The sequence below is a fragment of the Microbulbifer sp. CNSA002 genome (assembly GCF_047324085.1).
Taxonomy (GTDB): Bacteria; Pseudomonadota; Gammaproteobacteria; order Pseudomonadales; family Cellvibrionaceae; genus Microbulbifer.
This window is the reverse complement of the sequence record NZ_CP172449.1, coordinates 1,481,372-1,499,032: the sequence shown is the minus strand read 5'-3', so window position 1 is coordinate 1,499,032 and position 17,661 is coordinate 1,481,372. Positions and strand designations below refer to the sequence as shown.

Annotated in this window: 21 protein-coding genes; 9 read left to right on the top strand and 12 right to left on the bottom strand. The window is 49.4% G+C overall.

What is annotated here, in order from left to right; translation table 11 throughout:
* Positions 1 to 174 precede the first annotated feature (174 nt).
* The gene (locus ACG1BZ_RS06615) at positions 175 to 1,116 is read left to right on the top strand and encodes an IS110 family transposase (RefSeq protein WP_413662296.1); all 942 of its coding nucleotides are present in this window, start codon (positions 175 to 177) and stop codon (positions 1,114 to 1,116) included.
* 34 nt (positions 1,117 to 1,150) lie between these two features.
* Here the strand turns inward: ACG1BZ_RS06615 and ACG1BZ_RS06610 are convergent, their stop codons facing one another.
* The 5 genes from ACG1BZ_RS06610 to ACG1BZ_RS06590 all read right to left on the bottom strand — a co-directional run bounded on the left by ACG1BZ_RS06610 (position 1,151) and on the right by ACG1BZ_RS06590 (position 3,939).
* A complete protein-coding gene (locus ACG1BZ_RS06610; protein WP_413664921.1) occupies positions 1,151 to 1,429 on the bottom strand; it encodes a hypothetical protein in 279 nt (92 codons plus the stop codon).
* A gap of 176 nt (positions 1,430 to 1,605) precedes the next feature.
* The gene (locus ACG1BZ_RS06605; RefSeq protein WP_413664920.1) at positions 1,606 to 2,013 is read right to left on the bottom strand and encodes a hypothetical protein; all 408 of its coding nucleotides are present in this window, start codon (positions 2,011 to 2,013) and stop codon (positions 1,606 to 1,608) included.
* Between the two features lie 103 nt (positions 2,014 to 2,116).
* A complete protein-coding gene (locus ACG1BZ_RS06600) occupies positions 2,117 to 2,605 on the bottom strand; it encodes a hypothetical protein (RefSeq protein WP_413664919.1) in 489 nt (162 codons plus the stop codon).
* 141 nt (positions 2,606 to 2,746) lie between these two features.
* Positions 2,747 to 3,634, bottom strand: a complete 888-nt coding sequence (locus tag ACG1BZ_RS06595) for an IS3 family transposase (protein WP_413662311.1) — start codon at positions 3,632 to 3,634, stop codon at positions 2,747 to 2,749.
* On the bottom strand, positions 3,586 to 3,939 hold the full coding sequence (locus tag ACG1BZ_RS06590; RefSeq protein ID WP_413662312.1) for a transposase: 354 nt from the start codon (positions 3,937 to 3,939) through the stop codon (positions 3,586 to 3,588). Before ACG1BZ_RS06590 ends, ACG1BZ_RS06595 begins: the two co-directional genes overlap by 49 nt.
* Positions 3,940 to 4,759: 820 nt before the next feature.
* Between ACG1BZ_RS06590 and mutS the strand changes: the two genes are divergently transcribed.
* The 4 genes from mutS to ACG1BZ_RS06570 all read left to right on the top strand — a co-directional run bounded on the left by mutS (position 4,760) and on the right by ACG1BZ_RS06570 (position 8,837).
* A complete protein-coding gene (gene mutS, locus ACG1BZ_RS06585) occupies positions 4,760 to 7,411 on the top strand; it encodes a DNA mismatch repair protein MutS (RefSeq protein WP_413664918.1) in 2,652 nt (883 codons plus the stop codon).
* A 139-nt stretch (positions 7,412 to 7,550) separates the two neighbouring features.
* Positions 7,551 to 7,874: a ferredoxin FdxA gene (gene fdxA, locus ACG1BZ_RS06580; RefSeq protein WP_108732342.1), complete on the top strand. Its 324-nt coding sequence runs from the start codon at positions 7,551 to 7,553 to the stop codon at positions 7,872 to 7,874.
* A gap of 63 nt (positions 7,875 to 7,937) precedes the next feature.
* Positions 7,938 to 8,633 (top strand): polysaccharide deacetylase family protein, encoded by a 696-nt coding sequence (locus ACG1BZ_RS06575; protein ID WP_413664917.1) that lies wholly within the window; start codon positions 7,938 to 7,940, stop codon positions 8,631 to 8,633.
* Positions 8,634 to 8,678: 45 nt separating this feature from the next.
* Positions 8,679 to 8,837 (top strand): DUF1328 domain-containing protein, encoded by a 159-nt coding sequence (locus ACG1BZ_RS06570; RefSeq protein ID WP_282931841.1) that lies wholly within the window; start codon positions 8,679 to 8,681, stop codon positions 8,835 to 8,837.
* A gap of 25 nt (positions 8,838 to 8,862) precedes the next feature.
* On the opposite strand, the gene ACG1BZ_RS06565 is transcribed toward ACG1BZ_RS06570, so the two are convergent.
* Positions 8,863 to 9,405 (bottom strand): carboxymuconolactone decarboxylase family protein, encoded by a 543-nt coding sequence (locus ACG1BZ_RS06565; protein ID WP_413664916.1) that lies wholly within the window; start codon positions 9,403 to 9,405, stop codon positions 8,863 to 8,865.
* 82 nt (positions 9,406 to 9,487) lie between these two features.
* Between ACG1BZ_RS06565 and dinB the strand changes: the two genes are divergently transcribed.
* The 4 genes from dinB to ACG1BZ_RS06545 all read left to right on the top strand — a co-directional run bounded on the left by dinB (position 9,488) and on the right by ACG1BZ_RS06545 (position 12,446).
* Positions 9,488 to 10,564 (top strand): DNA polymerase IV, encoded by a 1,077-nt coding sequence (gene dinB, locus ACG1BZ_RS06560; protein WP_413664915.1) that lies wholly within the window; start codon positions 9,488 to 9,490, stop codon positions 10,562 to 10,564.
* Between the two features lie 273 nt (positions 10,565 to 10,837).
* Positions 10,838 to 11,365 carry an RNA polymerase sigma factor gene (locus tag ACG1BZ_RS06555; RefSeq protein WP_413664914.1) on the top strand — a complete coding sequence of 176 codons (528 nt, stop codon included), beginning with the start codon at positions 10,838 to 10,840 and terminating at the stop codon, positions 11,363 to 11,365.
* 13 nt (positions 11,366 to 11,378) lie between these two features.
* The gene (locus ACG1BZ_RS06550; protein ID WP_413664913.1) at positions 11,379 to 11,843 is read left to right on the top strand and encodes a hypothetical protein; all 465 of its coding nucleotides are present in this window, start codon (positions 11,379 to 11,381) and stop codon (positions 11,841 to 11,843) included.
* A 234-nt stretch (positions 11,844 to 12,077) separates the two neighbouring features.
* A complete protein-coding gene (locus tag ACG1BZ_RS06545) occupies positions 12,078 to 12,446 on the top strand; it encodes a hypothetical protein (RefSeq protein ID WP_413664912.1) in 369 nt (122 codons plus the stop codon).
* An 89-nt stretch (positions 12,447 to 12,535) separates the two neighbouring features.
* Here the strand turns inward: ACG1BZ_RS06545 and ACG1BZ_RS06540 are convergent, their stop codons facing one another.
* From ACG1BZ_RS06540 to ACG1BZ_RS06515, 6 genes are read right to left on the bottom strand one after another with little or no spacing between them, the layout of a single operon-like run.
* On the bottom strand, positions 12,536 to 12,994 hold the full coding sequence (locus tag ACG1BZ_RS06540) for a MaoC family dehydratase (protein ID WP_413664911.1): 459 nt from the start codon (positions 12,992 to 12,994) through the stop codon (positions 12,536 to 12,538).
* A gap of 49 nt (positions 12,995 to 13,043) precedes the next feature.
* A complete protein-coding gene (locus ACG1BZ_RS06535) occupies positions 13,044 to 13,820 on the bottom strand; it encodes an SDR family NAD(P)-dependent oxidoreductase (RefSeq protein ID WP_413664910.1) in 777 nt (258 codons plus the stop codon).
* Between the two features lie 2 nt (positions 13,821 to 13,822).
* Entirely contained in the window at positions 13,823 to 14,599 is a 777-nt protein-coding gene (locus ACG1BZ_RS06530) for an SDR family oxidoreductase (protein WP_282931833.1), read from the bottom strand.
* Between the two features lie 24 nt (positions 14,600 to 14,623).
* Entirely contained in the window at positions 14,624 to 15,676 is a 1,053-nt protein-coding gene (locus ACG1BZ_RS06525) for a phosphotransferase (protein WP_413664909.1), read from the bottom strand.
* Entirely contained in the window at positions 15,669 to 16,901 is a 1,233-nt protein-coding gene (locus tag ACG1BZ_RS06520) for an acyl-CoA dehydrogenase family protein (RefSeq protein WP_413664908.1), read from the bottom strand. The genes ACG1BZ_RS06525 and ACG1BZ_RS06520 overlap by 8 nt, the downstream gene beginning before the upstream one ends.
* Before the next feature lie 14 nt (positions 16,902 to 16,915).
* Positions 16,916 to 17,590 carry a histidine phosphatase family protein gene (locus tag ACG1BZ_RS06515; RefSeq protein ID WP_282931830.1) on the bottom strand — a complete coding sequence of 225 codons (675 nt, stop codon included), beginning with the start codon at positions 17,588 to 17,590 and terminating at the stop codon, positions 16,916 to 16,918.
* Positions 17,591 to 17,661: the final 71 nt, after the last annotated feature.

The window sequence follows — 17,661 nt, the reverse complement described above, 5'->3', positions numbered from 1 at the left end:
GTAAATTGAGACCCACCTTCGGCGGCCACCGAAGGCCTTGTTTGTCACAGTTCGTTGCTGCGCCGGTTTATAAAGACCGTTAACAAGTAGGAACGTGACAGACACTCACTAGGCATAACTCGGATAGTCATGTGGGCCTCGAGCCCGAATAGCAAGGCGGAGATAGCTTATCTTATGGAACCTCAAGAGATCAATGTCGGTATCGATACCAGCAGTAAACAACTCGATATTTATGTGAGACCTACTGGCCAGTTTTTTAGTGTTGCCAATGATAAAAGTGGCATTAAGGATGCCATTAAACAACTTCAACCCCTTAAACCTCAAAGAGTATTAATAGAGTCTACGGGAAGACTCGAGTTAGAGTTTGTTTGCGCCGCCGACAAAGCAGGATTACCTATTGTTGTTTGCAATCCTTCTCAGATAAGAAGCTTCGCTAAATCCGCAGGGCGCCTCGCCAAAACCGACAAGCTAGATGCAATGGATATTGCACATTTTGGTGAGGCCATGAAGCCAAGGCTGTCGGTACTAAAGCCAGAAAAGCTTAGGGAGATCAGTGACTTACTGGCGGTAAGAAGTCAGTGTTTAGAGATGAGCACAATGCAAAAGAATCGGCTTCAGAGAATGCCGAAATCAGTACACAAACCTATACAGACCATTCTAAACACCATCAAAAAAGAGCTACAAGGTATCGACAAGCAACTGGATAAACTGGTTAACAGTGTGTCTGAGTGGCGGCAAAGGCGCGACCTATTGTTGAGTGCTAAAGGGGTCGGAAATGTATTGGCTTATACGTTGATGAGTGAACTTCCCGAGCTAGGAAAATTGAACCGTAAAGAAATCGCTGCACTTGTCGGTATCGCCCCGATGAACCGTGATAGCGGCAGCTTCCAGGGAAAGAGATATATTCGGGGTGGAAGGCATCGTGTACGTACGGTTCTGTTTGTTTCCATTATGTCGGCCATACAACATCATCCCAAATTAAAGCCGATGTATAAGCGATTAGTCGACGCTGGCAAACCTAAAAAGGTCGCTCTGATTGCCTGCATGAGAAAGCAGATTACGATTCTGAATACGATGGTGAAAAATAACACCTACTGGGATGAAAATATGGCTTAATAACTTGACGAACAACCATAGTCACTTGTTATGTTTATGATTCTTGATAATGCGCTTGCTTCCAAGTATTGATATCAGACTGCCCCAAAACAACATTACTTACAAAGGACTTCATGTTGCGATCAGGTCTTGCAAGAATGAACCGTAGATAACTTACACAAACTTCAGGGCCATGCTCAGATAGCTTTTTGAAGTTGTTCATGTGCAGCTTACTTATTGATTCATATGAGCTGACTGCGCTCTCCTCGAACACACTAAGCTCTCTTCCTAAAATATCCTGTATTTTTCCTAATATCTCTTGTTGCTTGCTCATCCTATACCTTTTATATCTTTGCAGCTTCGTGCACGAAAACATAACGCCCTGATCACCAGCCTATGCCATGGGGCTTTTCAATATGCAATAATGAACGAAGTGAATGCATGTTGAAAAGGCCTGTGGCTTAGATCTGGTGCATCGCCTGGTTATGTGCGTGACTCTCGCACTGCAAATTATTCTATAGTCCCGACCAATTGTATTTCAATTGGAAAATCCCTCTTTTCTGCATCATATTTAATCTCGACCCAATTATTTTTACACCACTCACCAACAACTTTTTTGTAAATAGGTATCGTTGAGGAATGATCAATTTCTTTCACTCCTCCGGGATTAGAGGATATAAAACCTGTTACCTTGCCGCCGACTGCATAGGCCTGAAGGGGAGGCAAGCAATGCTCAAGAATGTGCTTGGTAATGATTTCTTCAGAGAACATATCTAGAAGATTATATTCACCCCCAGAAAACTCATTTAAGGCAACCACAACTTCATCGCAAAAATCATATGTAGGCTGATACCATTTTATATAGTAATCCGCTCTTTCTCTAAGGTGATCTGTTACTTCATCAATACTTCTACTCATACTCTATCTCTAAATTTGCTTAATCAGAACCACCATGAGCACATAACGCCGCCAACAGAGGCCCGCGCTTGCGCGGGTCCTGTTGCTTGGCCTGGTTAGAAGGCTACTTACGCTGCTGGAGTACAATTTTTTGTTCCTTGTCTTGTGCTTTTACCAGATAAGTATTTGTACCCCATCCTCCGGCCTGTAAATAGTCTTGTACTTTAAGATCGAAAGAAACTCTTTCTCCCCTATACGCTTGATCTTCCTTCACGCCTACAATAGGAGTCAAAATAACTTCCCCAGTATTTCCTTTGAAGCTTTCAGGATTACCAAGCCAGCGCTCACTAAGGAATACTGATTTTATATAAGGTTTCCACATTGGTTTGTTTTTGATAGTTCCTCTCAATCTGTACTCGATAACAGCCTTGGAATTAAATAAGTACAAGTTGGAGTATATTTCTTTGGTTTCTAATACGTCGATTACTAGGTCGTCTTGGTAGCCCCACCACCCAATTTTATACGTTATGGGTACATCAGATTTTGGTTCAGGTATTTTAGGCTCTAGCGCTTTAATCAGGAACCAGTATGTGGCAGCAAGTAGTGCTGCCATTACGCACGCTATAACGATCGTGATTTTGAGTTTTCTCGACATTCTCAAAGCCTTCTAACGCTCGGCTTTGGGGCGGACTTGTAGCTGCGGAGCAGCGGAAGAAGCCTCCCCCCTTAAAGTAGACGCCACCTTATATTCATCTTATGCGGCCATTCTTTCATATTCATCTGGGCTTTTGAACCCAAGTGAACCATGTCTTCTTTTAAAGTTATAGTACCTATCAAGATACCAAGCTAAGTTAGCTCTTAGTTCCTCAACGGATTCAAAATTAAATCCTTTGAAACTCTCAGTTTTCAGTGTTTGAAAAAATGATTCTACATACACATTATCATTCATAAATCCTGGACGGTTCATGCTCGGCTCAATACCCAGTTCTTTGAGTCGACTTTGGTATGCATAAGCACCGTACTCAGAACCTCGGTCACTGTGAAATATTAGATCTGATTCTATATTTCTGCGACGAACAGCTTTATTTAGCGCTGACAGTGTTAGCTCAACAGTTCGAGTATCCGACAACTCCCAACCCAACACTTTCCGGGAGTAAAGATCAATAATCACAGCTAAATATTGCCATTGTCCATTGATCTTCAGATAGGTTACATCACCAGCCCATTGAGAGTCTGGTTTACTCGGCATACCATGCTCTCTTTGTAGGTTTTCAACCTTAATATAAGGATTTCCAGGCAAAGGGCGTCGACGATAGATCCTTCCAGCTTTCCCCACGATTCCAGCCTCTCTCATAAGGCGTTCAACGCGTTTGTGATTTATTCGTTCACCATTAGCTTTCAGCTCTGCGCTAATTCTTGGACTTCCATAATTACCATCATGCTGTGTATAGATAGCTTCGATACACCCTAGAATTCGCCTATTCTCTATGTCACGAGTGCTCTCATCTCGATTGAGCCACTTATAAAACCCTTGGGGTGAAACATTCAAGTATCTACATAAGTACCTGACACCAAAGTCTGATCGATTAAGAGCTATGAACGAGAATCTTTCAGCTTTGGATCTTTCAGGTACATTTCCCACTTTTTTAGGAAATCATTCTCCTTTTGCAATTTCTCGACCTGCTTTTTTAGACGTCTTATCTCTTTATCATCGGTTTGAGACCGATTTTTCGTTGTTTTTGTCATACTTATTCTACGACTGGGCTTCTCGACCAGCTTGCCTTCTCTACTTTCCTGTCGCCATCTATACACCATTACTGGATGCAAACCAATAATGTTGGCGATAGTAGTCGTATCTACTTTCAGTTGATTAGTGAGAGCTACCACTCTAACTTTGAATTCTGTTGAATATTCAACAACTCGCTCTTCACTCAGTATTTTCGGCATTTTTTCCTACCCTATTCAAAAGGTAGGCGTCTACTCAATGGGGGAAGGTTTCCCCTTCTCTATAATTCTACTGCCCTCAATCAAAGCCCGCTTAAAAACCCAATAAAATCAAAAAAATACATTGAGTGGCACGAAACGAAACAAGTAGATATAAAGCAGCGTCTTTATAATTCCGCGCTCTCCCTGCTTTATATCATTTTTCACATCCTTTAAAAATCAACAAGTTATAGAATTTTCCCCAGAAATAGGAGCAGCGTCTTTTGAATTCTGATATACGAAGCAGGACTTAGTTATCAGTGCTGTATTTCATCAGCCTACTATGCACATATGTCCCAGCTGGAGGGATGCGCTACCGCGTAAAGAATTGGCTTGCTTAGTACTCGACCTTACTGAGTCAGGAATCTTTTTTGTTGAGATCAGCAGCAGACTCATTAGAGCAAAGAAAAGTGACGGTCCTTACCTCAAAGAGGAAAACGTCCCGCTTCCCTACAAGGCTCTCATAAAATCACAGGGTCGCTGCAGGCCATCCCACTTGCAGTTGATAAGCCATCCATAGTGGTTTGCCCCCCACTCTGCTATTCTGCGCCCCTATAAAGAAGCCCTTCGAACTTTGGCCTGGACCTTTCTGTTCAGATCTTTCCCGATTGTATGCTTCAGGAACATCAGGTTTGGGCTTGCCGTTCATTATTTGATCGAACGCTTCAGCTTATTAAGCCCCCGAGGAAACCTGCCCCCTACCCCAATCTGAGCCGGCCGCCACTCCTGCGGGGCTCTTGGGGTTTGCGAACACTTTTGTAACTTACTGATTTTCTTAGAAAAAATGCCAAAAACCGCAAACAAGACCAAGGCCGCGAAACCCGAACACACCCCCATGATGCAACAATACATGCGCATCAAGGCCCAGCACCCCCAAGAGCTGGTGTTCTACCGCATGGGGGACTTTTACGAGCTGTTCTTTGATGATGCCAAGAAGGCGGCTGAGCTGTTGGATGTCACCCTTACTGCCCGTGGCAAGTCCGGGGGGGAACCTATCCCCATGGCCGGTATTCCCTACCATGCAGCTGAGGGCTACTTGGCGCGGCTAATTAAAGCTGGTGTTTCCGTTGCCATCTGTGAACAAATCGGTGATCCCGCCACCAGCAAGGGGCCGGTTGAGCGCCAGGTAGTACGTATTGTTACTCCGGGCACGGTCACCGACGAGGCACTTCTCAACGATCGCCGCGATAACCTCCTGGCTGCTATTTCACACTTGGGCGATGTATTTGGCCTGGCACTGCTGGACCTGGCAACCGGTCGTTTTGTGGTTCAGGAAACAGATACTCTGGAAGCCCTGGCCGAGCAGGTGCAGCGCCACAATCCCGCTGAACTGCTTGCGCCGGAAGAGCTTAGCCTGCCGATTGAAATCGAACGCCGCGCGGGCGTGCGCCGCCGGGCACCTTGGGAGTTCGAGCTGGAGAGCGCTTTGCGTCTGCTCAACCAGCAATTCGGCACCATGAACCTGGAGGCCTTTGGTTGTAGCCATATGCACGGTGCTGTGATCGCTGCCGGCTGCCTGCTGCAATATGCACGGGACACCCAGCGTACCGAGCTGCCCCATATTCGCGGCCTGCTGACGGAAAGTGGTGATGAGACAGTCGCCTTGGATGGTGCCAGCCGCCGCAATCTGGAGATTGATCTGAACCTGAACGGTGGCGATGACAATACCCTCTTGTCGGTCTTCGATAGCTGTAAAACCGCTATGGGTAGCCGCTTGCTGCGCCGCTGGTTTAACAACCCCTTGCGCCAGCTGACTACCTTGCGCAACCGCCAAGATGCCATCGCAGCATTAATTGCCGATTATGGCTTTGAGCCTCTGCGTGATGCCCTCAAACCTGTGGGCGATATGGAGCGAATCCTGGGCCGTTTGGCACTGCGCTCTGCACGTCCTCGGGATTTGGCTCGCCTGGGCCAGTCCCTAGCTCAATTCCCAGAAATCCAGCAACAGTTAGCGGAATCTGACGCAACGTTATTGAATGAATTGTGCAGCCAGATCGGCGAGTGGCCAGAAACCGTAGAGCTACTGCAAGATGCCATTATTGAAAACCCTCCGGTAGTAATTCGCGACGGTGGCGTTATTGCTACCGGCTACGACGAAGAACTGGACGAGCTGCGCGCTATCAGTGAAAACGCCGGCGATTACCTGGTGCAACTGGAGCAGCGGGAAAAAGAGCGCACCGGTATTCCCACCCTTAAGGTGGGTTACAACCGGGTGCACGGCTACTTTATTGAAATCAGTCGCGGGCAAAGCGATAAGGCGCCAGCTGAATACATTCGCCGCCAGACCCTGAAAAATGCAGAGCGCTTTATCACGCCCGAGCTAAAGGAGTTTGAAGACAAGGCGCTCTCCGCCAAGAGCCGCGCGCTAGCTCGTGAAAAGGCATTGTACGAAGAGCTAATCAATCAGCTGAATGAGCCCCTGGCAGAGCTCCAAGCCGCCGCTGCGGGTATATCCGAATTAGACGTGCTGGCATGCTTGGCCGAGCGCGCTGACGATTTGCGCCTGTGCCGTCCCGAACTGGGCACTGAGCCTGGTCTGCATATTACCGGCGGGCGCCACCCGGTGGTGGAGCAGGTATTGGACGAGCCTTTTGTGGCCAACGATATTGATTTGCACAATGACCGCCGCATGCTGGTAATTACCGGCCCGAACATGGGCGGTAAATCTACCTATATGCGCCAGACAGCATTGATTGCCCTGTTGGCCCACTGCGGCAGTTACGTGCCCGCCGACAGTGCCCAGATCGGCCTGCTGGATCGTATCTTCACTCGCATCGGCAGTGCCGATGACCTGGCCGGTGGCCGCTCCACCTTTATGGTGGAAATGACCGAGACCGCCAATATCCTGCGCAATGCCACCGAGCACAGCTTGGTACTGATGGATGAGATTGGCCGTGGTACCAGCACTTACGACGGCCTGTCCTTGGCCTGGGCCTGTGCCCACTACCTGGCAGGGGAAGTGCGCGCCTTTACGCTGTTCGCCACCCATTACTTTGAACTGACTGACCTGCCCAGCCAATGCTCTGAGGCCGCCAACATCCACTTGGATGCCACCGAGCACGGCGAGGGAATTGTCTTCCTGCACCGCATCCAGGAAGGGCCCGCCTCTAAGAGTTACGGGTTGCAGGTGGCCAAACTGGCCGGCATCCCCAGTGATGTATTGACCGAGGCCCGCGCGCGCTTGGCAGCATTGGAAGCCGGCGCCCAGTCGGTAGATGTGCCAGCTCCTATTGCTACGCCTGCACCGGCCCCCAAACAGGAGCCGGAAGAAGCCGCTGTGCCAATGGCCGCGGGCCCTGGTTCCCCCCAGCAGGTAGATCTGTTTGGCAGCCCAAGCCACCCGGCCGTGGATGCCCTTGAGGAGCTTGATCCGGACGATTTGACGCCACGCCAGGCACTGGAAGCGCTCTATTCTTTACGCAAGTTACTGAAGTAAAAGACCGGGCGACCCTGGTCGCCCAATTCATCCTGTTATAAACAGTGAACTAAATCGACTGAAAAGCCACTACAATTCGCGCCAGTAATTGATAAAATCCGCTGCACGAAGAATTCAGTGGCACTATCGAGGGACAAACATGACATTCGTAATTGGGGAAAACTGCATTAAGTGTAAATACACCGACTGTGTAGAGGTTTGCCCGGTAGACTGTTTTTACGAAGGCCCCAACTTCCTGGTAATTCACCCAGACGAGTGTATCGACTGCGCCCTGTGTGAGCCGGAGTGCCCCGCCAACGCGATTTTCTCTGAGGATGAGGTTCCGGACGATCAGCAGGAATTTATCGAGTTGAACGCAGAACTCGCCGAGGTATGGCCCAATATTACTGAGAAGAAAGACCCATTACCGGATGCCGAGGAGTGGGACGGCAAGAAGGGCAAGCTGGACCAGCTGGAGCGCTAAACAAGTTCAAAGAAAAAAAGCCGTCATTGACGGCTTTTTTTCTATCTGTGGAAACCCCAAAAAATGAAAATAATAATTAATGCTATTTGCATTTGGCTTTTTGTATTTTCAACCTGTGCCCAGGCAATTACCGGCAAGGATAAATGGGTAGCGCTTATTTTTGATGAGGGGCCCTCCCCCGACAAAACCGAGCCACTGTTAAAGCGGCTCGAGTCTTTGGAAGTGACCGCCACTTTTTTCCCTACAGGGCAGGAAATGGAAAGGTACCCGGAGCAGACCCAGGCAATCATTCAGGCTGGACATCAGTTAGGTAACCATGGTTACTCACACACAAACCTTTCCCAGATGCCTTTGAGCAGTGCCAAGGAGGAGATTAAAAAAACCTGTCGGCTACTACAAAGTAATGGCTATACCAGCAAGCCCATGTTCCTCCCTCCTCACGGAAAGATGTCTGACGAGCTGGGCACGCTTTTAAGTGATCACCAGTTCAAGATTGCTCACTGGGATATCGATCCTACTGAGCAACTGCAAGCAGGCGGCGCACAAGTCGCAGCTGACTATATATCCCAAAAGGCAAAAGACGGAAGTGTGGTTCTGCTGCACCCCATGTATGGTCAGCACCATCAGGTAATGGAGGCCCTGCCCCTCATTACTGCGCAACTCAGGCAAAAGGGCTTCCAGTTTGCCACACTGGAGCAACTAACCCTGATGAAAGCAGGCGACCATTTGGAACCTGTGGAGCGGGACTCTATCAATTAGCGGAACGGGAGCCCAAGGCTCCCTCCACTCTATTGGGAGCCTCTTATGTTGCGCTGGGCTGTCACCTTCCTGGTTATTGCGCTGATCGCCGCCTTCTTTGGCTTTAGTGGCATCGCTTCGACCGCAACTGAAATAGCCAAGATTCTCTTCTTTATTTTCCTTGTGATGTTTGTGCTGGCACTAATTTTCGGCAGACCCAAGTAGAACAGCCGCCCAAGGGCGCCTGTTATTACTTCTTGTGAGGCACTCGGGTCGGCGCCAGGCTGAGCACTTCAGCAATGTGATTGGCCCCCAATACCATCTCCATTACCCCCAACGCCTCAAGAATCTCATCATCACCGGCACCGAGCTTTCGCGCAGCGGCGATCAGGTGCTCGCGATGGTCATCAGGGGCGCTGTTGGCATTGCGCGCCAAGTCAAACAGGGCGTGCTCTTTTTCAGAAAAGTGCACATGCTTGGGGTCAGTGCGAATCCGCATCACTTCATCGGTTTCCACCCCGAGCATTTGCAGGGACATACTGTGATGATAAATGCCATAGTCACAGTGGTTATCGGCTGAGACTGCCAGGCCAATGGCTTCTTTCAGCTGCGCCGACAAACAGCCGTGAATCATCACCGTCTTAAACTTGTACCAGTTTGCCTCAAGCAATCCCGGGTGTTGGGCGTAGACACGGAACAGACTGGGGATTCCCCCCAGCTCGTCATCAATCTCAGCAAAAACCCTGGCTACATCATCGGAAGCTGGGTGCTCGACCAACGGAATACTGCTCATTATTCACCTACCTGTCATCGCCGGGTGTCCAAGTGGCATAAATTACTTTCTGGCACGACATAACACTGTATATAATCACAGCATGAGAAAGATTATCCACTGTGATTGTGACTGCTTCTACGCTTCGGTCGAAATGCGTGACGATCCCAATCTCCGTGGACGCCCTTTGGCCGTTGGAGGCAGTAGCGACCGCCGCGGAGTGATCTCTACCTGCAACTATGAAGCCCGCAGCTATGGGGTTCGCTCTGCAATGCCTACCGCCCAGGCCAAGAAACTGTGCCCTGATTTGATTGTAGTACCCGGCAACATGGCTAAGTACCGGGAGGTCAGCGGGCAGATACGGGAGATATTTCTCGACTACTGCGATGATATTGAGCCCCTATCCCTGGACGAAGCTTTCCTGGATGTCACCGACAGTGGCCGCTGCCACGGCAGCGCTACCCTAATCGCTGAGGAAATCCGGCAACGGGTGCGCGACACCCTGGGTATCACTATTTCTGCCGGGGTGGCCCCGAATAAATTCCTGGCCAAAATTGCCAGTGATTGGCAGAAGCCTGACGGATTGACAGTCATTACGCCGAGCGAGGTCGATCAATTTGTTTTGCGCCTGCCTATCAACAAAATACACGGCGTGGGACGGGTGACCGCAGAGAAAATGCATCGACAAGGCATTCGCACTTGCGCGGATTTACGCAATTTTTCGCAAGTTGAACTGAGTAAGAAGTTTGGCAAATTTGGCCGCCGCCTTTACGACCTTTGCCGTGGTGTTGACGATCGCCCGGTAAGCGGCGATGGCTCCCGCAAGAGTGTTAGTGTCGAGCGCACCTTTTGCGAAGACTTATCCAGTTTTGACGAATGGCTGGAACAGCTGACAGAGCTGTATATGCGTCTGCTGGAGCGGCTGGAAAAACTCGGCGATCGTTACGAAGTAAATGGTGCCACCGTAAAAGTAAAGTACGCGGATTTTACTACCAGCACCCACGAGCGCAGCAGCCGTGCCGGGCGTATTTCTGAATTCCGCCAGCTACTGCAGGAATGTCGAGAAAAACGCCCTGCTCCCATCCGCCTTCTTGGGGTAGGCTTGCGACTCACAGACCTCCGGGCGGGACAAGGCCCTGTTCAATTGCCACTACCCTTGCCGGAGCAAGCCTCTTTTTGACGTTTGATTGCTTAATTAGGCGCATCATCACTTATTGATAAATCTGGCGTTGGCCCTTACCCGAGCAACCACCTCTCAAACCAGGGGCAACTATACTTCGCAAGCCCGAAGATTCGTATCTGTCGTACCGTGACATCGGCTGAAATTATAAGTACTGGCCAGAGAATAATTGCGACGCAGAACCATACTACAATCTTCTTTATTGACGCCGCATAAACCAATACTCGGCCAGTGGTTCGAGGCGGGATAATTTGCGTACGGAGGCTCAAGACATTGTCTCTCAAAGAGTTACGCCAGCTATCTGACGAGGCGCTATTCCAATACTACAAGGAGTCGCGCAAACCTGCTGTGTTCCATCAACTCTACGGCCGTCATAAAGATTCCCTGTATCGCTACTGTATGCAAATGGCGCCGTCTTCATCCACTTTACTCTTGCAAAAACTCTGGCGTGGTCTTTTGGAAAATCCGCCAGAATTGCACGGGCGTCTGCTTAAAAGTTGGCTTTACATCCAAGTCAATAAATTGCTCAAGCTTGAGGAATTTTCCAGTTCGAAGAAATCCGCGCAAGAGTCTCCCCAGCAGAATAGAATTCTCGCAGCGATTCAAAATTTACCTTCTCAATTGCGCAATGTTTTATTACTGCATATGGAATGCAAGCTGCCACTGGCAACCGTGGCCGATATCGAGCAGCTCTCTCTCAATAAATGCCGCACCCTATATCATCGCGCCCGAACCGCACTGGACGAAGCGATATACGGTTCGGAGAGAAGACCTTGGCAAGTAGAAGTTATCGAAGAGTAATCGAGTTAATGCTATGAGCAATTGGGAAAATCAATATTTTAAAGAAGCCGAGACGTTGACTTCCCCGCAGCAGCTGGATGACGATCTATATAAAACAGCCCAAACCTATAAGCCGAAAGTAAACGTCAATCATCTACTCTCTCGTGCAACAGTAAGTTGTAGCTTGGTAACCGCCTTGCTATTGCTTCTTCATCCAGCCCAACACCTAGGTGCCTTCACTCACAAGGCAAATTCCACCGAGCAGCATTTGTACGAGCCGGCGTTAAGGGATTGGAAAGAAACTGTGATGGCAGTTACCCCAGCGCCAGATCCCTGGCTCGTACTACGCAATCAGGTAAATAGTGGCGAGTATGTTGCCTTGTGCCACTTTTGGCGGACTGAACAGCAGGATGGAAGTGAAGAATCCCTGCCCGATGAATTACGTAAAAGTGCTAAGCGTCACTGCCGAATTTTATCGAGCACGGCTTCAAGGAGTTAGAAACAACTGATATCAAGTTCAAGCGGCCAGTTCGAATTCTCACTTCCTATACAGTCTCAACTTAGCCACTACACTGTGGTAGGCATCTACGGTGCCGGTGGTCCTTCTGCCGGAGAAAATCCAGTACTAAAGTCAGTAATCAACCAACTTCATGGGCGGATATTCTCCCACACACGAAAGCTCACTATTTACCGTTACCTTAAAAATGGGGTTTCGCGCAAAAAAGCAGCGATATTGTTTGGCTACAGCAGAGGGGGAAATGCTGCGATAAAAATCGCCAATGCACTTGGCAGGCAAGGCATCTCTATACAATGCCTGGTGATATTTGACGCCCACAGCATCAATGACAAAAGAAAATTCAAACTCAAATATGACAATATCAAAAGGGCTTACAACTTCTTTCAAAGAAACCCCAGAACCGCTGGGAAATATGGCTGGTGGGGTATAAACCCCTATTGGGGATGCACCCTATTCTCACCATTTATCGAAGTCCAACAATTTGACTTTACTGGTGAGTACTACAAAAAAGGTATTCCCGCTTCTCACTTGAATATTGTTCGCATGGGTCTCAACACCCTTAAACAAGAAGAAACATTTATGTAAACTCGCCTTAAACAACTCTCAAACAGATCGAAACCACCACTTTCCACCACGACTTAGAAAAATGGTGGTCCGGCCTTATACTGACCCCACTAGGTAATCTGCAGAAAAATCCACTCTGCAACTAAAGCTGGCTTCGCCTCACCCTCTATTTCCATAGTTACCATCAGCTTAATTTGATACTGGGACTCTTTTTTCTCCGTAATATCCAGTATTTTCCCGGAGACGCGCACCCGGCTACCGGTCTTTACAGGGTTGATAAAGCGGACTTTATCCAAGCCATAATTCACCCCCATATAAGCACCTGTAACCGTTATCTGTAGAGCACCTACAAAATAAGGCAGCAGTGACAGTGATAGAAATCCATGGGCAACCGTTCCACCAAAAGGTGTTTTCGCAGCGGCCTCTGGGTCTACATGAATAAACTGTCGATCCAAGGTGCACTCAGCAAAGCTATCAACTCTCTGCTGGTCAACTTCAAACCAGTCTGTGGGCTCTGTTTCAAAACCAATGTAATAGCCGAGGCTATCAGGTGAAATTTCTACAGGCATCGAAGGCTCCTTTTCGATTCTCTATTCGCTTTCTCTGCGATTCCCAACCTCAATAGGCCGAGAGACCGCCATCTACTGCCAGTGCCTGCCCGGTAATGTAAGTCATTTTTGGGGAAACCAGCATCAACATGGCCGCTACGACTTCTTCCGGCTTGCCCAGGCGTTTCATCGGGCATCCCTCAGCGAGAAACGCTTGAACTTGTTCAGGGCTGGCATCTTCAGTTGCAATATCGGTAACCATCGGGGTCAGACAATAGAAGGGGCAAATCGCGTTTACACGGATACCGTACTTGGCGTTTTCCATCGCTGCCGTTTTGGTCAGGCCGATCACACCATGTTTTGCCGCTGCGTAAGAGGCTATCTTGGGAGCACCGCCCAGCCCCGCCATAGAGGAAACATTCAGTACAGCTCCGCTGGTCATCTTCAATAGGGGCAACTGGTGTTTAAGCCCCAGGAAAACCCCCTTAAGGTTAACGTTGTACTGAAGATCCATCATGGCCTCATCTGTCTGCTTGAGAGACATCATCGGAGGCGCGATTCCAGCATTGTTAACAGCGATATCCAGCTGTCCAAACTCTGACTGAGCCAATTGCGCCAGAGCAGCGCAATCAGACTCTTGGGAAACATCACAGCGCTGGGCGCGCACAGCAATATTTTGGCTTCCCAGTTTGTCTGCCAACTGCATCAAGGCCTCTTCATTGATATCTCCCAATACCAAACGAGCGCCCCGAGAACCAAGTTCCTCGGCCAATAATTTTCCAAATCCACTGGCAGCACCGGTAATCAATGCGACTTTATCACTAAAATCGAGAATTGGATCATGCATGGTTAAATCCCCCCACAAGAAGTCAAACCACCATCCACAACGACACATTCGCCGGTCGTATAACTGGAAGCATCGGAGACCAAGTACAAAACGGTGCCCGCCATCTCTTCCGGCTCCGCATGACGGTGCATGGGAATATGGCCAACAGCAGTTTTATAAATATCCTCGTGGGAAAACAATGCCCCGGCGAATTTGGTTTTTGTAAGCCCTGGTAGTAGAGCATTCACCCGGATATTAAATTGCGCACACTCCTTGGCAAACGCTTTGGTCATATTGACCACCGCCGCCTTGGTAATTGAATAAATACCCTGCCCAACACCCGGCTGCAAGGCATTCACTGAGGCAGTATTTACAATAACGCCACCACCCTGCTCTCGCATCAATTTGCCGGCTTCTACCGACATAAAGAAATAACCGCGTATATTGACCTCTACCGTCTTTTCGAAGGCCGCTAGATCAGTATCAAGAATATGGCCAAAATAGGGATTAGTCGCCGCATTGTTGACCAAAATATCCAAGCGACCAAATCGCTCGCGAATATCGCCAATAACCTGCTGGATATTATCCATGTTGCCAATATGGCAGGGGATTGCATCGGCACAGCCACCGGCATCCACAATTGCATCGGCTACGGCCTGACACCCTTCAATTTTTCTGCTGGAAACCAAAACATGGGCACCCTGCTCAGCCAAAAGTTTTGCGATGGCCTCACCAATACCCCGACTGGCACCCGTCACCAGGGCAATTTTTCCCGAGAGATCAAAAATATTCTTTGCCATTTCTTATCCTTATAATTTCACAAGTTAACCGTTAGCAGCGATATCCAATGCAGCTTGTGCGAGGGGTTCTACCAGGGCTCCCAGTTTTGCCGCATTTTTATTGGAGGCATTGCCGTCTTTTGCACGCTTCACCACCCCCTGAACAATCGCTGCCAGGCGAAAGAAGCTAAAAGCCAGATAAAACGGCCAATTATCAATCCCATCAATACCCATTCGCTGGCAGTATTTGGCCACATACTCTTTTTCGGAGGGGATACCCAAGGCCTTTATATCCAAGCCTAATAGGCCGGACATTTTGTCTTTGCCAGCGGGCATTCGCATTTGCATACACTGGTAAGCGAGGTCGGCATAGGGATGTCCCAGTGTGGAAAGTTCCCAATCCAAAAGCGCTATGACCTTGGGCTCCTGAGGATGGAAAATCATATTATCGAGCCGGTAATCACCGTGCACCAACGCGATACGCCCATCATCATCCGGTAAAACGTCACCCAACCAGGCCATCAACTCATCCATTGCCGCAATGGGCTCCAGCTCAGAGGCTCGATATTGAGTGCTCCAGCGGTCCAGCTGCCGCTGGAAGTAATTACCTGGTCGGCCGTAATCCGAAAGGCCTACGGCATTAATATCCAAACTGTGCATGGCCGCCAGTACACGATTCATTTCATCGTACATAGCGCTACGCTGCTCGGCGTCAACTTCCGGCAGTGCCGCATTCCAGAATATCCGGCCCTCACAATATTCCATTAAATAAAACATAGAACCGATCAGGTCCCGGTCCTCACAGAGGTGCAATACCCTGGGCACCGGCACTTTAGTATCGGCGAGTGCCGACATTACCCGGTACTCCCGATCTACGGCATGGGCAGATTTCAATAACTTGCCCGGAGGCTGGCGCCGCAAAACATAAGATCGCGCCGAGGTTTGCAACTTAAAAGTGGGGTTAGACTGGCCACCGGGAAATTTGGTGACCGTTACAGGCCCATTGAAACCGTCGACTTTGCCGGACAAATATTCTTGCAGTCGCTCAACAGGCAGCTCTTCCACAGAGCTGCGCAAATTGTTTACCGTCTCAGTCACTGAGTCCTCCATGATTTTCTGCGGCGGCATAGTGAGCTGCCAGGTTTCTGCCCAACTGCATCATATGAACTTGATCGGGGCCATCCGCCAGACGGATGGTCCGAGCATAGGCATAGTGATGGGCGAGACTGTAATCCTGCCCCAATCCTGCGGCGCCGTGAATCTGTATGGCGCGATCTATCACCTTACAAGCCATCTGTGGCGCGACAATTTTTATCATCGCGATTAAATCTTTGGCCGCCTTATTACCCAACCGATCCATTTGCGCAGCGGCCTTCAGAGTCAGCAGGCGCGCCTGCTCGATTTCGCAGGCGGATTTGGCAATATCTTCACGCACCGATCCCTGCTTGCTCATCGGGCGACCAAAAACTATGCGCTGCTCCGCGCGTGCCGACATCATCTCCAGCGCTCTTTGAGCCTGGCCAATTAACCGCATACAGTGGTGTATTCTGCCCGGCCCCAAGCGTCCCTGTGCAATTTCAAAACCGCGCCCCTCTCCAAGAATTAAATGGCTGGCAGGCACCCGGACATTTTCAAAAATCACCTCTGCATGCCCTTCCGGTGCATCGTCATAACCGAATACCGTCATCGGGCGAACTATTTTGACTCCAGGCGTATCGGTGGGTACCAGGATTTGCGACTGCTGCTGGTGACGATTGGGATTTTCCGGGTCGGTCTTACCCATCACGATCATCACTTTACAGCGTTTATTCATCAGGCCACTGATATAAAACTTGTGGCCGTTAATAACGTAACTGTCGCCATCGCGGGTAATCGACGTTTCGATATTAGTGGCATCGGAGGAGGCAACCCGGGGTTCGGTCATAGCAAAGGCAGAGCGAATTTTTCCATCCAAAAGCGGGGTTAACCATTGTTCCCGCTGGGCCTCAGAACCGTATTGAGCCAAAACTTCCATATTGCCGGTATCCGGGGCATTACAGTTAAATACCTCCGATGCAAAAAGTACTTTCCCCATTTCCTCAGCCAGGGGTGCATACTCCAGGTTATTGAGCCCGGCACCGTAACGGGAATCCGGTAAAAACAGATTCCAGAGTTCCGCTTCCCGGGCTTTAATCTTTAATTCTGCCAAAATCGCCGGCTCTCCCCAGCGATCCTCCTGCAACTGCTGCATAAATATCGCTTCGGCGGGATAGATATACTCCTGCATAAAATTTTGCAGGCGTTCCAGCAGTCCTTTTACCTTGTCTGAGTATTCAAATTCCATCGTTACCTGCCCAATCAACTGTAAGTGATATATTCGTGACGCCCATCCCGATCCAGGTGCGGCACATGATTGAAACTGTGCAGACTGATATTTTCTGCACTGAAAAATAAACGGCTAACGGCTGTGTTTTGGATTTGCATATTGAGATTGGCGACGGTGGAAATTGAGCCGCCCAATATTTGCGTCAACATCATGGCAATGGCACCGCCCGAACTAACAACCAGGGTTCGGCTGCCTTTGGGGCTATCGCAAATGTTTTTAAGTGCATCTGCGATTCTGGCTTCAAAATGCGACCAGGTTTCCGGTGGACTGATCTCACCGGCGGCCCAAGCCAGCATCCCCTTCTTCAGGAATCGATAAAAATCGGCGCGACTGGCACCTGCTCCCGGTGCCCGATCCGGGTATAGCTCGCTGTAATGCTTGGCAACCGCTAGAAAATCAAATTCATTAAGCTGGGGGAGTACACTGCGGGTATTTTCACCGGGGAGTTCCAGCCCCTCGCAAATGCCGTCCAAAGTTTGCCGGTGCCGGGTTAGGTTGCCACACAGCAACCGGTCGAAACGAATACCCTTATCCCGCCAGTATTCACCCAGCCAGCGCGACTGTTGCCAGCCGGTATCGGAGAGATTGTCATAGTCATCGGCCCCAAATGAAGCCTGTCCGTGACGTACCAGAATAAATTCAGCCACCTATTTCCCTCCCCTTTTGATCTCCCCAACCCTATCTCCAGCATTTGAATCATCAAAGTTTATTATGCGAA